Consider the following 15,390-nt stretch of genomic DNA (forward strand, 5'->3'; position numbering starts at 1 on the left):
CGGCACGTTATTGGTGCCGTTTTGTCTGTATCATGATGATCTTAATTTATTGAATATTAGAATAAAGAATTCAAATCAATCACATGAGTATCAATGAGTAATATTTTTAAAATAAATAGCAGTGAAACAATCACAACACAGAGATTAATTTCTTTCCAGCGGAAAGTACCCACTTTCATAACACAATAAGCAATAAAGCCTAGTGCGATACCTTCGGTAATTGAGAAGCTAAATGGCATCATAACTGCGGTGATAAAAGCAGGAACGGATTCTGTTAAATCATCCCATTTCACGCGTGTAAGGCTGGATGTCATTAATACACCCACATAAATCAGTGCCCCTGCTGTTGCATAGCTTGGCACCATACCTGCTAGTGGTGACAAGAAGATAGCGAGTAAGAAAAGAATACCCACAACAACGGCAGTTAAACCTGTACGACCACCAACTGAAACCCCGGAAGTACTTTCGATAAAGGCAGTTACAGAAGATGTTCCCATTGCAGAGCCTGCAACAGAACTTAAGCTATCGACATATAACGCTTGTTTCATTCGTGGAAACTTGCCTTTGTCATCAGTTAAACCTGCTTTATCAGTAACACCAATTAATGTGCCTGAAGAGTCAAATAGGTTAACCAACATAAAAGCAAAGATCACGCCAGAAAGACCGATATCTAAGGCACCCATAATATCAACTTTACCAACAACGGTTGTGATAGAAGGAGGAACAGCGAAGATGCCTTGATATTGAACATCACCTAAAAGAAGACCAATTACAGTGGTGATAACAATTGAGATAAGAATTGCGGCATGAATATTACGAGCAGCAAGAATAGCGATAATAAAAAAGCCTAATGCACCTAATAATACGTTATGAGAAGCAAAATTACCGATAGTAACGATGGTATCGTTGTTAGGAATAATAATACCGGAGTTTTTTAAGCCCATCATGGCGATAAAAAGACCGATACCACTAGTAATACCAACACGTAAACTCAGTGGAATATGGGCAATTATCCAGTAGCGAATACGAAAGAGAGTCAGTAAAAATAGCCCTACTGCACCCCAAAAAATCGCCCCCATAGCGACTTCCCATGAGTAACCCATAGCACCAACGACTACGAAGGCAAAGAATGCGTTTAAGCCCATCGCAGGCGCAACAGCAATAGGTAAATTTGCCACTAATCCCATTAAAATACTGCCGAAAGCCGCAATTAAGCAGGTCGTCACGAAGACGGCTTTGATATCCATATTGGCAGCAGCAAGAATTTGAGGGTTAACGAAGATAATATAAACCATCGTTAAGAAAGTCGTGATACCCGCAATCAGTTCGGTGCGAGCGTTTGTGCCGTGTTCTTGTAGCTTAAACAGGCGTTGGAGCAAACCCTGTGATCCAGAATTTGGTGATGACATGCTCATAGACAAAAGATCCCAAAAAAAATGTTTTTCGCTTTATCCTACACAAATAAAACAATAACTGCACCTAAAAAAGTAATCGATTGCGTAGAAGGAAAATCTAAAGCTTAAAAATACTTTGAGATCCTTTAAGAGTTAAACTGGATAAATGTAAGGAGGCTAATAGTGGTATCGACATGATGCAATTTCTATAGCGGAATCAGTAATACGGTAGATAAGGCGATGTTCATCAGTGATCCGTCTTGACCAAAAACCTGCTAAATTATGTTTCAAGGGCTCTGGTTTACCTATTCCGCTAAACGGTGTTCTTTTAATATCTTTTATGAGTTCGTTAATGCGTTTAATTATTTTCTTGTCTATTTGTTGCCAATAAAGATAATCACTCCATGATTGCTCAGAAAAAATTAATTTCATTCCGTTATATCCTTTTCTATACCTTTACCTTGGTTCAGTTCATCAATAGAATCGAGCAAATGGCGCGCATTCGCTGGAGATCGTAACAGATAGGCAGTTTCTTCTAGTGCTTGGTATTCATCAAGAGATAAAAGAACACATGGAATACCCTTTTGCCTTGTGATCATGATGGGTACTCTATCATCAATTGTTTCATTCATAATTGAAGTTAAGTTTTGTCTTGCTTCTGTATAATTTATCGTTTTCATCTTGTTATCCAGAGAGTTATATCTACTTTGGTCGAATTATACACGATTTAGTATTTAAGTACAGAAGTAAGTACTTGATGGGTGTGTGTGGAGATTATTTAGTAAGGCATGATGATAGGTATTTAGTTTTGTCTAGCAAATAATAATTAAAGCCAACACACTAATTATATTGGTAATTTTACTTTTTTCTATTATTTAAAGAAGGCCAAATATTTTTAGCCTTCTTTGCATTAACCTAAACTCTTCTCAACAAATTGTCTCTTTTTTATCGGCAACACCATCTGCCAAAAAGGGCGCTTTTCTTTTTGTGTGGAAAATAATTTCGCTACTCTATTGGCAATAATTTCCAATGAAAAACAGAGGATAAAATAGATAAAAGCCACGAACAGAAAAACTTCCATTGGATAAACCATACTGCGGTTATTAACTTGGGTTGCTAAGAAAGAAAGCTCACCTACACCCACCACATAAGCTAGTGAAGTATCTTTAATTAAGGCTATCCACTGATTAATAAATGAAGGCACCATCATGCGTAATGCTTGTGGCAATACGATATGCCATAACACTTGCCAGCGATTAAAGCCTAATGATAACCCTGCTTGCCATTGCCCTTTTCCAATCGCCAAAATACCGGCTTTAACGCCATGTGCAATATAAGATGATGTAATTAAAGCTAACGCACAAATTACCGTGGTGATTTCAGGTATTTCCATCCCTAATACAACAGGCAATAAAAAATAGACCCAAAATATCAACATAATGACGGGAATTGCACGGAAAAAACCTAAAAAAGCCGCAAAAAGGTTAACCCAGACGCCCCTAAACATAGCCAAAGCAATGCCACCTAATGTACCCAAAATAATTGATGCAATACCTGCAATAATACTGATAAAGATGGTTAGTGCTGCACCTTCTAAAGGTCCGTCAGGATAAGCACCAAAGAGTAAGTACTGCCAGTTATCAGCAATAACAGTAAAGTCCATATTAATACCCTTGTGCTAGTTTACGTTGCTGATGCCATTGTCCCCAAGCTTCCATCAATGCGATTGCTGCAATATAGAGAACCGTTGCAACACCAAAGGCTTCAAAGGTGCGTAAAGACTCTGTTTCAACTTGTCTTGATGCGTAAGAAAGCTCTGCAACACCAATAGCCATAGTCAGTGATGAGTTTTTTATCACATTCATGTATTGACCCAATAAAGGGGGCAGAGCAATACGAAAGGCTTGGGGTAAAATCACATAACGCATAGATTGCCATTGCGTTAGACCTAATGCCAAAGAGGCATACTTTTGCCCTTGTTTAACACCTTGAATACCGGCTCTTAGCTCTTCGGCAATAAATGGCGTTGAGTAAAATGTCAGACCCACAATGCCCGCTAAAAACTCAAAAGAAGGCCAAGAAAGCGTTATACCTAAAAATGCAATCTCATGAGACGTGTTTAACCATATCATGGCGCTTTGTGGCAGAATTTCGCCTGATGCGAAATACCAAAAGAATAACTGTACTAACAGCGGAGTATTACGAAACAGTGAAGTATAAGCCGTGGCTAACCAGCGTAATGGTGCAAAAGCGCTATCTCTTGCAGCACTAAGGGCAAAGCTCATTAATGTTGCAATGACAATAGTCCAAAAAGAGATAAGCAAGGTGATTAGAAAACCACTCCAAAGCCAACTTAAATAGTGTGGCTCAAGAAGGTAATGTGAAAGAAATTGCTCAAACATATAATAGACCTATTGTAGACACCAAACCCCGCAAAGGCGGGGTAGGTGTTTTAATAAAGGAATAACTTTGTTTTGATGAAAGAAGAGAGTTATTACGCTTTAAAGATCAAGATTGTGGTGTTTGCTCTGATAGCGGGGCAAATTTAAAATCACCACGAGGTTGAGCCGATTTTGTTTCAGGGCCAAACCAACGATTGTAGATCTCGTCTGCTTTACCTTCTTTTTCCAATCTTAATAGGGTGTTATTGATTTCGTTAATTAAACGCTCTTCACCTTTAGCTGCTGCAACTGCTTGATATTCACGGGTGATGCTAAATGATGACACTTCAAAATCGGCTTTAATGGCATCAGGAAGATTTGCTAATAAACCCACTAATTTCGCATCGTCTTGTGTGATGGCTTGTACGTTACCGTTACGTAATGCAGCGAAGGCCAGAGGTGTATCGTCATAAGAGATAACTTTGGTGTCAGGATAGCGTTCACGTAATGTGATTTCTTGAACGGTACCTTTATCAGCCCCAATACGCAGTGAGTGAATTTGTTCTGGGTTGGTTAAAACCCCTTTACGTGCAATAAATTTTTGTCCAGTTGCAAAGTAAGGAACAGAGAAGTCAACTTGCTTAGCGCGTTCATCGGTAATGGTGAAGTTTGCTGCGATTAAATCGACTTTTTTAGAACTTAAAAGTGGAATACGGTTTGCTGGGTTTGTTGGACGCAGTTCCAGTTTTACACCTAGATCTTTGGCGATCTCATTGGCGATATCTGCATCATAACCTGCGAGTTTTTTGGTTTGAGGATCAATAAATCCAAATGGAGGATTACTGTCAAAAATCGCGATACGTACTACACCTGCTTTTTTTATATCGTCGAGCTTATCTGCTTTTGCAATACCAGAGAAAAGCACAGAGCCTGCTATTAATGCGGTTGCCAAGACACGTAATTTCATTATTCACCCCAAAGAAAAGAATTATCATCGTTATGTTGGATATCACGCTATCAAGTTGATCTAAGTTCATAAAATAATAAAAATTGATATGGATATGCTTTTAAGGAATAAGGTGAGAAAAAGTGTTGAGCTAGAACGGTATTCATTTATGGGTGAATAAAAAAACAGCGACATAAGTGTCGCTGTTTTGAAGAGAAGAAAAAGAGAGATAAATTTATTTAGAAGCGTTGCTGTCGTCACTTCTTGTTAGCATTTTTTCTACTTGGTCGCCCCCTAAATGGCGGAAATCATGACCTTTTACATAATAGAAAATAAACTCACAAATGTTCTGACAACGGTCGCCGATACGTTCAATTGAACGGGCACAAAATAGTGCGGTTAGTACACTAGGAATGGTGCGAGGATCTTCCATCATATAAGTCATCAATTGACGGACAATACCTTCATATTCGTTATCAATTTTAGCATCTTCACGATAGATACGTACTGCTTCATCCAAATCCATACGCGCAAATGCATCAAGAACATCGTGAAGCATTTGTATAGCGTGTTGACCTAAAGATTCTAAGCTCACGAGCAGTGGTTGATGCTGGTGTGAAAACTTTTCAAGTGCAGTTTTACAGATTTTTTCAGCAACATCACCAATACGTTCTAGCTCAGCGATCGTTTTTGATATCGCCATAATTAAACGTAAGTCACTCGCTGTTGGCTGGCGTTTAGCAATAATTCGCATACACGCATCATCAATGGCGACTTCCATCATATTGACGTTATGGTCACCTTGAATAACTTCGTTTGCCAATGCTTGGTCTTGATTATGCATTGCCATAACAGCTTTTTTCAGTTGCTCTTCAACAAGCCCACCCATAACCATCAGCTCAGTACGGATATGCTCTAACTCAGCATTAAATTGACCAGAAATATGCTTATTGTGATTTAAATTATCCATTTATTGCCTCGTTATCAGCCATAACGCCCAGTGATGTAATCTTCAGTTTGTTTTTTCGCAGGACGCGTAAATAACGTATCCGTATCGCTAAATTCAATTAACTCACCTAAATACATAAATGCAGTGTAATCAGAACAACGTGCTGCTTGTTGCATGTTATGTGTCACGATAACCACGGTATATTCTGATTTTAGTTCACTGATAAGTTCTTCAATACGACCTGTTGAAATAGGATCAAGTGCCGAACAAGGCTCATCAAGCAATAACACTTCAGGACGAATAGCGATACCGCGTGCAATACATAAACGCTGTTGCTGACCGCCAGATAGACTATATCCACTCTGATGCAATTTATCTTTAGTTTCGTTCCATAATGCGGCTTTAGTCAAAGCCCATTGAACACGTTCATCCATATCAGCGCGAGATAACTTTTCGAATAAACGTACACCAAAGGCGATGTTGTCATAAATCGACATCGGGAACGGTGTTGGCTTTTGGAATACCATTCCGACTTTGGCGCGTAATAACGCAATATCTTGTTTATCTGTTAGGATATTGTTGCCATCTAGCAGAATTTCACCTTCTGCACGTTGTTCACCATAAAGCTCATACATTTTATTAAAAGTACGCAGTAAGGTTGATTTACCACAGCCAGAAGGGCCGATAAATGCAGTCACCTTATTTTTGGCAATATCTAAAGAGATATTTTTCAGCGCATGGAATTTACCGTAGTAGAAGTTCAAATCACGAACTTGGATTTTATTTCCTGCGTTATCATTAGCCATAATCATTTAACGTTCTCTCTTGCTTAACTTACTGCGGTTAACCGTGCTTGCGTTTAGCAAACAGCACGCGCGCGATAATATTGATAAATAGAACACAGAGGGTGATAAGTAATACGCCAGCCCAGGCAAGCTCTTGCCATTCAGCGAAAGGACTCATGGCGAACTTAAAGATAGTCACAGGCAAGTTAGCTATCGGTTCGTTTAAGTCTGTGCTCCAGAATTGATTTGATAGTGAAGTAAATAACAGTGGTGCAGTTTCGCCTGCAATACGCGCAATCGCTAATAACACACCTGTGATAATGCCTGATACCGAGGCTTTTAAGGTGATTTTAGAGATCATCTTCCACTTTGGTGTTCCTAATGCGTAAGCGGCTTCGCGTAAGCTATCAGGTACTAACTTCAACATATTTTCAGTGGTACGAATAACGATAGGAATTTGCAGTAACGCTAATGCGATAATTCCTGCCCATCCTGAAAAGTGCTGCATCTGTGCGACAACAATGGTGTAGACAAAGAGCCCGACAACAATGGATGGCGCTGACAGCAAGATATCGTTAATAAAACGTGTGGTTTCAGCAAGCCATGAACGACGACCATATTCAGCAAGATAAATCCCTGCAAGAATACCTAATGGTGTTCCAATCACAGTTGCCCAAAGGATGAGTAATCCACTACCAACAATAGCATTTGCCAATCCACCACCTTCCGTATTAGGTGGCGGAGTCATCTCTGTGAAAAGAGCTAATGACATACCATCAAAGCCTTTGGTGAAAGTGGAGAATAGGATCCACGTTAACCAAAAAAGACCAAATGCCATGGTTGAGACAGACAAAAACAGTGCAATACGGTTTTTTTGACGACGCCAAAGTTGGCGTTTATTGCGTACATGCAGTTCGTTTTCTGTTTGAACTCGCAATGAAGAAGAGGATGTTTTAGACATATCAGCGCGCCCCTTCATTTTTTGATAAACGTAATGTCATAAACTTAGAAATCGCAAGGACGATAAAGGTGATGACAAACAGGATAAGCCCTAATTCCATTAATGCAGCGGTGTGTAATCCTGTCTCTGCTTCAGCAAATTCGTTCGCTAATGCAGACGTGATACTGTTACCCGGCATAAACAGCGAGGCGGAGTCTAACTGGTAGGTATTACCGATGATAAAGGTTACTGCCATGGTTTCACCTAAGGCGCGTCCTAATCCCAGCATCACACCACCGATAACACCATTTCGGGTATAAGGTAGAACGATATTCCAAATCACTTCCCATGTTGTACAGCCAATGCCGTAGGCAGACTCTTTCATCATGACAGGTGTCTGTTCAAATACATCACGCATAACAGAAGCGATATAAGGAATGATCATGATGGCGAGGATCACACCCGCCGCTAAGATACCGATACCAAAAGCAGGGCCAGAGAAAAGCTCACCAACGATAGGAATGGAAGAAAGCACATTGCCTACGGGCTCTTGGAAATAGGTTGCAAAAAGCGGCGCGAAGACAAACAGCCCCCACATACCATAAACAATACTAGGAATAGCGGCGAGTAACTCAATAGCGATACCTAACGGGCGTTTTAACCAGTTAGGGGCTAATTCAGTTAAGAAAAGAGCGATACCAAAACTGACAGGAACGGCAATAACCAGCGCGATGATTGACGTTACAATGGTGCCGTAAATAGGCACTAATGCACCGAATTCCTGCGCAGGAGGATCCCATTCTTTTGTCCATAAGAATGAAAGGCCGAATTGTTGAATACTTGGCCATGAGGCGAAAATCAGTGAAACAATGATACCTGTTAAAAGCAAAAGTGTAATCAACGCAGCTAGACGAACCAGTGCGCTGAAAATAACGTCCCCTCGTTTACTAGGGGCCTTTATTACCGTTGTATGCTCGGCCATAAAGCCTCTTTTAATTTATTACCCCCTGTTTAGCAGGGGGTGAACGTTAACTTATCTCTTAATGGCTACCGATTTTATTAGTAAATCGGCTTACCATTACTGTCTTTAATACTTGTTTTCCATGCGGCACGAATTTGTTCTACAACTTCTGTGGGTAATACTGCGTAATCTAGATTTTTCGCTTCTTGATTACCTTTGTCGTAAGCCCAGTTGAAGAAATTCAGTACTTCTTTACCTTTTTCTGCATTTTGCTGTTTTTGATGCACTAAGATAAAGGTAGTAGAAGTAATCGGCCATGCGTTTTCACCTTTCTGATTAGTCAGGTCTTGTGCAAAGCTTTTGCTCCAATCAATTTTTCTTGCCGCAGCACTAAAACTGTCTGCTGTTGGTGCGATTACTTCGCCGTCAGCGGTGACTAATTTAGTATAAGCAAGATTGTTTTGTTTCGCGTAAGCATATTCAACATAACCAATTGAACCCGGTACACGTTGAACGAATGCTGCGATACCATCATTCCCTTTTCCACCTAAGCCTGTCGGCCACTTAACAGTAGAGCCAGCGCCGACTTCATCTTTCCATGCGCTATTTACTTTTGATAAGTAGCTAGTGAAAACGAAAGATGTTCCTGAACCATCAGCACGACGAATAACCGCGATATTCTGGTCTGGTAATTTTACGCCCGGATTAAGTTTCGTGATGGCAGGGTCGTTCCATTTTTGGATCTTACCTAGATAGATATTACCGATAGTATCGCCATCTAAGGTCAATTCACCTGATTTGATACCAGGAATATTGACTGCCATAACAACGCCACCAATCACGGTAGGGAATTGGAATAAACCGTCAGCTTGTAATTTATCGTCTGCTAATGGCGCATCAGAAGCACCAAAATCAACGGTATTTGCAATGATTTGTTTTACACCACCAGAGGATCCAATACCTTGGTAGTTAATTTTGTTACCCGTTTCTTTCTGATAGGAATCTGCCCATTTAGCATAAACCGGGGCAGGGAACGTTGCGCCAGCACCAGTCAGCGAGGTCGTTGCCTGTGCAGAAAGAGCGGTCATTGAAAACGCAGCGGCAATGACACTAGTCAGGGTGGTACGCATCAGTTTCATAATCCCTCCTGTGGGATAGGTAGAATAATTTTCGACATCTATCAACTTCGGTTACGGTACGCACAGACAATAGGTCAGTTTGATGACAATTAAATGTCTTAATTGTGACAGTTTTATGACAAAGCAAAAAAATGATGAAATATTTATAGGAGGAGAGAAATTAGAATGGAAATAGCGTAATAAAAAAGCACTTCAATACTTGAAATAGAGAGGGATTAATCATCCTCATCTTCACGCTCTTTTAATGGGAAGTTAGCACGGATAAGTAATCCGCCTTTAACGCTATCATCAAGCTCAACATAACCACCGTGAGCATCCATAATACGGCGAATAATAGATAAACCTAAGCCCGCACCTGTTGAGCTACGCGCTTGTTCACCTTGAACAAAAGGTTGGAAAAGACGTTGTCTATCTTCTTGTGGGATACCGGGGCCATCATCTTCAACTTGGAACCAAGCATATTCTTCATTTTTGCCACTTGAAACGCTTATCCAACCATTACCATAGCGAGTGGCATTTACAACCATATTGGTGAGTGCTCGTTTTACTGCAATAGGGTTAGCTGTGATGTTAATCGGTCCAGGATGAAGATGTTCTTCACTGATTTTTCCTGAATTAGATTCGGCCGAAATGACTTCTTGTAATAGATTATTCATATCACACAGTTCTAAAGACATCTCTTTACCTGTGCGCATATAGTCTAAGAATTGCCCAATAATGGCATCACAATCTTCAATATCTTTATTGATAGAGTCTGCGAGGTAACTATCTTCGGGACTCATCATTTCAGTTGCCAGACGAATTCGAGTCAATGGTGTACGCAAATCATGACTGACGCCTGCCATAACGAGTGTTCTATCATTATCTAATGAGCGAATTCCTGATGACATCTGGTTAAAGGCACGAATAATTGAGCGCATTTCAGAAGAGCCAGATTCAGGAATAGGAGGAGGAATAACCCCTTTTCCGATGCGACGCGCTGCATATTCCACTTCATTTAGTGGGCGATTTTGAAAACGACTATAGAGCCAGAAAAAAGCGACAACGATAATAATAAAAATGATCGTTTGTCGGTAAACAGGGAGTAAGAAATTTTGCCCTAATTCGGTCAACGGAACACGTATCCAAAGCGAGGGAGACATATGCGTATTGACCCATAAAACAGGGTATTCCAATGTATTCTCAATCCAAATTTCGGTTTCTCTCCCCAGATGTTCAGTCATCTGCTCACTTAACTCATCATCTATTTTTGCCCAATAAAGGCCTTCTTCAAGTGCTGCTTTTTTATCAAAGAAAGAAATGCCTAATTCGTTATAGATTTTATTGCGTAAAGCAGGGGAGATTTTTAGTGGGGTGCCATCAACTAGGATCAATTCTTCAGGTATCAAAGTGCGTATTTCATACGCTAATACTTTATTAAATTGCTGAAGGCTTGGCCCAACAATAAGGTGTTGCACAACGATATAACTGGCTATCAAGCTAAAAAAAAGTAGCGAGATAACCAGAAATAACGAACGTGTCAGTTTATTGTGAGGGGAAAGCCTCAGCCTTCTCATTGAGCGCTGGTTCCATCAGGAACAAAGACGTAACCAAGACCCCAAACCGTTTGAATGTAACGAGGGTGTGTTGGATCTTCTTCAATCATGCGACGTAAACGAGAGATTTGAACGTCAATTGAACGCTCCATAGCACTGTATTCTCGACCACGAGCAAGGCTCATTAATTTGTCACGAGAAAGTGGTTCACGAGGGTGTGATACCAGTACTTTCAATACAGCAAATTCACCACTAGTCAGAGGCATATGCTCTTCTTCGTGGAACATTTCGCGTGTACCAAGGTTCAGCTTGAACTTACCAAAAGAGATAATGGCGTTATCTTGTGAAGGAGCGCCTGGTAATTCATTTGCTTGGCGACGAAGAACTGCGCGAATACGTGCCAGTAGTTCTCTTGGGTTAAATGGTTTTGAGATGTAATCATCAGCTCCAATTTCAAGCCCAACAATTCTATCAACCTCTTCCCCTTTCGCAGTTACCATAATAATAGGGATAGGGTTATTTTGGCTTCTTAAGCGACGGCAAATAGATAGGCCATCTTCACCTGGAAGCATTAAATCGAGCACAATAAGATGGATAGATTCGCGAGTGAGCAGACGATCCATCTGATCGGCGTTTGCAGCAGTACGGATTTGAAAACCCTGCTCTGTCAAATAGCGCTCTAAGAGTGAACGCAGACGTAAATCATCATCCACGATTAGCACTTTATAACTTTCTTGCATTTTTTTAAGCTCCCGAAGTGCAAATGCTTTTATTAGCGAATTCTATCATCGATAAGAATATTAAACCAAAACCAAAGAATAAATGTTAATAATTTATAGATAAAACTTGTTCATTGACTCTAGGGAAGGACATAAAACTATTTATTTATCTTATTTCGAATGATATTTGATAGATAATACGCAGTAATTAACTTCACCACCTGGTGTTTGCACACTGATTTCATCATCAACTTGTTTACCAATAAGCGCTCTGGCAACAGGGGAATCAATAGAAATCCACTGTTTTGCTGGATCAAACTCATCGGGACCCACAAGCCTAAAGGTTTTGACGTTTTCGTCATCATCTTCAAGTGTGACCCAAGCACCAAAATAGATTTTTCCTTCTTGGCGAGGATCAGGATCAACGATTTTTAATTCATCAAGTCGTTTTGATAAAAAACGAACACGTCTATCAATTTCACGTAATCGCTTCTTTCCATAAATATATTCAGCATTTTCTGAACGGTCACCTTGTGCCGCTGCTTCTGAAACCGATTGTGTAACACGCGGTCGCTCTTCTTTCCAAAGATATTTTAGCTCTTTGTCTAAGGCATACCAGCCATCACGAGTAATATAGTTACTTTTTGCCATTACGAATAAAAACTATCATCAACATTGAATTTCATAAAGGTACTATAGCGTGAATGTTAAAATAATCTGTTAATTTCCTCATAATTGTCGAGCTAGATGGGAAATTTGCCAAATTTTTTTAGTGCTCTGCGTGTATAATAGCCATCTTTTTTAACTATTCCTCTCGGTAGGTAAATATTTTATGAATGAATCATTAAGCCGAATTATTGCAGATGAGCTCTCGGTTAAGCCCCAGCAAGTCCTTTCGGCCATAACGTTACTGGATGAAGGGAATACGGTGCCATTTGTTGCCCGTTATCGTAAAGAGGTCACAGGCGGATTAGATGATACGCAATTACGTCAATTAGAAACTCGCCTCGGTTACCTACGGGAACTCAACGATCGCCGCCAAACAATTTTAAAATCAATTGAAGAACAAGGAAAGCTGACGCCCGAATTGCACTCTTCAATTAATGAAACTCAAAGTAAAACAGAGCTCGAAGATCTCTATCTTCCTTATAAGCCTAAGCGCCGTACTCGTGGTCAGATTGCGATTGAGAATGGATTAGAACCCTTAGCGGATTTACTGTGGAATGAACCACAAAATAATCCAGAAGAAACGGCAACCGCTTATATCAACACAGAAAAAGGTGTTGATGATACGAAGGCGGCTTTAGATGGCGCGCGTTACATTTTAATGGAGCGTTTTTCAGAAGATGCCGGATTATTGGCAAAAGTTCGTCAATATTTATGGAAAAATGCGCATCTTGTTGCCAAAGTGATTGAAGGAAAAGAAGCCGAAGGTGCGAAATTTAGTGATTATTTTGATCATCATGAGCCTATCGCGAATGTTCCTTCTCACCGCGCATTAGCTATGTTTCGTGGTCGAAATGAAGGGATACTTCAATTATCACTCAATCCAGATCCACAATTTGAAGAAGCTCCTAAAGAGAGCTACGGTGAACAACTGGTCTCGGAACATTTAGGATTACGTTTAAATAATCAACCTGCTGATAGCTGGCGTAAAGCCGTTGTTAGTTGGACTTGGCGCATTAAAGTTTTGATGCATATTGAAACAGAATTAATGAGCCAATTACGAGAAAAAGCGGAAGAAGAAGCGATTAATGTTTTTGCTCGTAACCTTAATGATCTACTGATGGCGGCTCCTGCTGGCATGCGTACCACAATGGGACTTGATCCTGGTCTACGCACCGGTGTTAAAGTTGCGGTTGTTGATAGTACTGGTAAATTAATTGCCACAGATACCATTTATCCACATACAGGACAAGCTGATAAAGCGGCAGCAAGTGTCGCTGCGTTGTGTATTAAGTATAATGTTGAACTGGTGGCGATTGGTAATGGTACGGCATCTCGTGAAACAGAGCGCTTTTTCGCTGAAACAGTAAAACGCTACCCTGAAGTCAAAGCGCAGAAAGTGATTGTCAGTGAAGCAGGTGCATCGGTGTATTCAGCGTCAGAGCTTGCGGCTAATGAATTCCCTGATTTGGATGTTTCTATCCGTGGTGCAGTTTCTATCGCACGTCGCTTACAAGATCCTTTGGCTGAACTTGTGAAAATTGATCCTAAATCGATTGGGGTTGGCCAATATCAGCACGATGTTAGCCAAACATTATTAGCGAGAAAACTTGATACTGTCGTTGAAGACTGTGTGAATGGTGTTGGTGTTGATTTAAATACAGCATCAGTACCGTTATTAACGCGTGTTGCTGGGCTTAGCCAATCTATTGCTCAAAATATTATTAGCTGGCGTGATGAAAATGGTCGTTTTGTTGATAGAAAACAGCTACTCAAAGTGGCGCGTTTAGGGCCAAAAGCCTTTGAGCAATGCGCCGGCTTCTTACGTATTCGAGATGGTAAAAATCCGCTAGATGCCTCAACGGTTCACCCTGAAGCATATCCAGTAGTTGAAAATATCCTGCAATCTACACATCAAAAAATTGATGATTTGATGGGCAATAGCGCCCTAATTTCACAAGTAGATGCTAGAGCATTTATTACAGAGCAATTTGGTTTACCAACAATTAATGACATCTTAAAAGAGTTAGCAAAACCGGGACGTGACCCACGTCCAGAGTTTAAAACTGCAACTTTTGCTGAAGGTGTTGAAACAATGAATGACTTAGTCAGTGGCATGATCCTTGAAGGAACTGTGACTAATGTGACTAATTTCGGTGCATTTGTTGATATTGGTGTACACCAAGATGGTTTGGTCCATATCTCTTCGTTAGCAGACCGATTTATTGAAGATCCACACACAGTGGTGAAAACGGGCGATATTGTTAAAGTTAAAGTTCTAGAGGTTGATTTAGCTCGTAAGCGCATTGCACTGACTATGCGTTTAGATGAAGTCGCAGGTGATAGTGATAAAAAACAATCATCATCAAATAACACGAATTCAGCTAGAAACAACAAAGGACAGAAACCAGCTCGTAATAACCGTCAGACAATAAATAATGGTAATAATGCGGGAAATAGTGCAATGGGTGACGCTTTAGCTGCGGCATTTGGAAAAAAACGCTAAGAGTGTATTTATTGCTACCGTATTAGTCGGTAAAAAGAGTGAAAATAATGAGCGTGATGTAACCAATATTGGTTATATCACGTTTTTTATTACACGTTATTTAGATGTTTTTTTAGATAAAGATATTTATAAAAACTAATAAAATAGCAACATCATACAAATTCTTTTTCATTTTTTTATAAGTTCAATTTTAAACTGACTTAAGGGATATTGATAAAATAATAGATAAAGCATTCTCTATTTTATCTCTATATTTATTTGTTATTATTTTTATCACCCATCTTCTATTCTCCCCGTCGCTGATTGCCTTTATATTATAAATAAGAGCTGATTTATCTTTTAACCTTATTATTACTGAGGTTTATAAGTGTGAGCTTTATGAGCTAAAACTGAAAATTATTATTTCCGTTTATATCAACTCTACTTCAATTAATAGAATGAATATCTATAGGTTTATTTCACCTTTATT

16 protein-coding genes are annotated in these 15,390 nt (G+C 39.9%); 2 read left to right on the forward strand and 14 right to left on the reverse strand.

Features of this window, described 5'->3' with window-relative positions; genetic code table 11:
* Positions 1 to 56: 56 nt before the first annotated feature.
* From C0T34_RS14325 to greB, 14 genes are all read right to left on the reverse strand, one after another.
* Entirely contained in the window at positions 57 to 1,415 is a 1,359-nt protein-coding gene (locus C0T34_RS14325; RefSeq protein WP_075671246.1) for an NCS2 family permease, read from the reverse strand.
* Between the two features lie 156 nt (positions 1,416 to 1,571).
* Complete coding sequence (locus tag C0T34_RS14330) at positions 1,572 to 1,826, reverse strand: Txe/YoeB family addiction module toxin (RefSeq protein WP_075671248.1); 255 nt, start codon at positions 1,824 to 1,826, stop codon at positions 1,572 to 1,574.
* Positions 1,823 to 2,074, reverse strand: coding sequence for a YoeB-YefM toxin-antitoxin system antitoxin YefM (yefM, locus tag C0T34_RS14335; protein ID WP_072068851.1), 252 nt, complete (start codon positions 2,072 to 2,074; stop codon positions 1,823 to 1,825). The genes C0T34_RS14330 and yefM overlap by 4 nt, the downstream gene beginning before the upstream one ends.
* A gap of 230 nt (positions 2,075 to 2,304) precedes the next feature.
* Positions 2,305 to 3,057, reverse strand: a complete 753-nt coding sequence (locus tag C0T34_RS14340) for an amino acid ABC transporter permease (RefSeq protein WP_109850366.1) — start codon at positions 3,055 to 3,057, stop codon at positions 2,305 to 2,307.
* A gap of 1 nt (position 3,058) precedes the next feature.
* Positions 3,059 to 3,796, reverse strand: coding sequence for an amino acid ABC transporter permease (locus tag C0T34_RS14345; protein ID WP_109850367.1), 738 nt, complete (start codon positions 3,794 to 3,796; stop codon positions 3,059 to 3,061).
* 106 nt (positions 3,797 to 3,902) lie between these two features.
* Positions 3,903 to 4,742: an ABC transporter substrate-binding protein gene (locus tag C0T34_RS14350; RefSeq protein WP_036933789.1), complete on the reverse strand. Its 840-nt coding sequence runs from the start codon at positions 4,740 to 4,742 to the stop codon at positions 3,903 to 3,905.
* Positions 4,743 to 4,956: 214 nt separating this feature from the next.
* On the reverse strand, positions 4,957 to 5,691 hold the full coding sequence (gene phoU / locus C0T34_RS14355) for a phosphate signaling complex protein PhoU (protein WP_075671254.1): 735 nt from the start codon (positions 5,689 to 5,691) through the stop codon (positions 4,957 to 4,959).
* A 14-nt stretch (positions 5,692 to 5,705) separates the two neighbouring features.
* Positions 5,706 to 6,482 (reverse strand): phosphate ABC transporter ATP-binding protein PstB, encoded by a 777-nt coding sequence (gene pstB, locus C0T34_RS14360; protein WP_006534565.1) that lies wholly within the window; start codon positions 6,480 to 6,482, stop codon positions 5,706 to 5,708.
* A 31-nt stretch (positions 6,483 to 6,513) separates the two neighbouring features.
* On the reverse strand, positions 6,514 to 7,416 hold the full coding sequence (gene pstA / locus C0T34_RS14365; RefSeq protein ID WP_109850368.1) for a phosphate ABC transporter permease PstA: 903 nt from the start codon (positions 7,414 to 7,416) through the stop codon (positions 6,514 to 6,516).
* Position 7,417: 1 nt separating this feature from the next.
* Positions 7,418 to 8,377: a phosphate ABC transporter permease PstC gene (gene pstC, locus C0T34_RS14370; protein WP_098941662.1), complete on the reverse strand. Its 960-nt coding sequence runs from the start codon at positions 8,375 to 8,377 to the stop codon at positions 7,418 to 7,420.
* 77 nt (positions 8,378 to 8,454) lie between these two features.
* Positions 8,455 to 9,495 (reverse strand): phosphate ABC transporter substrate-binding protein PstS, encoded by a 1,041-nt coding sequence (pstS, locus tag C0T34_RS14375; RefSeq protein ID WP_098941663.1) that lies wholly within the window; start codon positions 9,493 to 9,495, stop codon positions 8,455 to 8,457.
* 215 nt (positions 9,496 to 9,710) lie between these two features.
* Positions 9,711 to 11,051 carry a two-component system sensor histidine kinase EnvZ gene (envZ, locus tag C0T34_RS14380; RefSeq protein ID WP_098941664.1) on the reverse strand — a complete coding sequence of 447 codons (1,341 nt, stop codon included), beginning with the start codon at positions 11,049 to 11,051 and terminating at the stop codon, positions 9,711 to 9,713.
* Positions 11,048 to 11,770 carry a two-component system response regulator OmpR gene (gene ompR, locus C0T34_RS14385; RefSeq protein ID WP_036933800.1) on the reverse strand — a complete coding sequence of 241 codons (723 nt, stop codon included), beginning with the start codon at positions 11,768 to 11,770 and terminating at the stop codon, positions 11,048 to 11,050. The genes envZ and ompR overlap by 4 nt, the downstream gene beginning before the upstream one ends.
* Positions 11,771 to 11,920: 150 nt before the next feature.
* Positions 11,921 to 12,400, reverse strand: coding sequence for a transcription elongation factor GreB (gene greB, locus C0T34_RS14390; RefSeq protein WP_098941665.1), 480 nt, complete (start codon positions 12,398 to 12,400; stop codon positions 11,921 to 11,923).
* A gap of 181 nt (positions 12,401 to 12,581) precedes the next feature.
* Between greB and C0T34_RS14395 the strand changes: the two genes are divergently transcribed.
* Positions 12,582 to 14,921: a Tex family protein gene (locus C0T34_RS14395; protein ID WP_109850369.1), complete on the forward strand. Its 2,340-nt coding sequence runs from the start codon at positions 12,582 to 12,584 to the stop codon at positions 14,919 to 14,921.
* Positions 14,905 to 15,060 (forward strand): hypothetical protein, encoded by a 156-nt coding sequence (locus tag C0T34_RS18155; protein ID WP_162556833.1) that lies wholly within the window; start codon positions 14,905 to 14,907, stop codon positions 15,058 to 15,060. The genes C0T34_RS14395 and C0T34_RS18155 overlap by 17 nt, the downstream gene beginning before the upstream one ends.
* Positions 15,061 to 15,390 lie beyond the last annotated feature (330 nt).

The organism is Proteus sp. CA142267, assembly GCF_003336825.1.
Classification (GTDB): Bacteria; Pseudomonadota; Gammaproteobacteria; order Enterobacterales; family Enterobacteriaceae; genus Proteus; species Proteus terrae.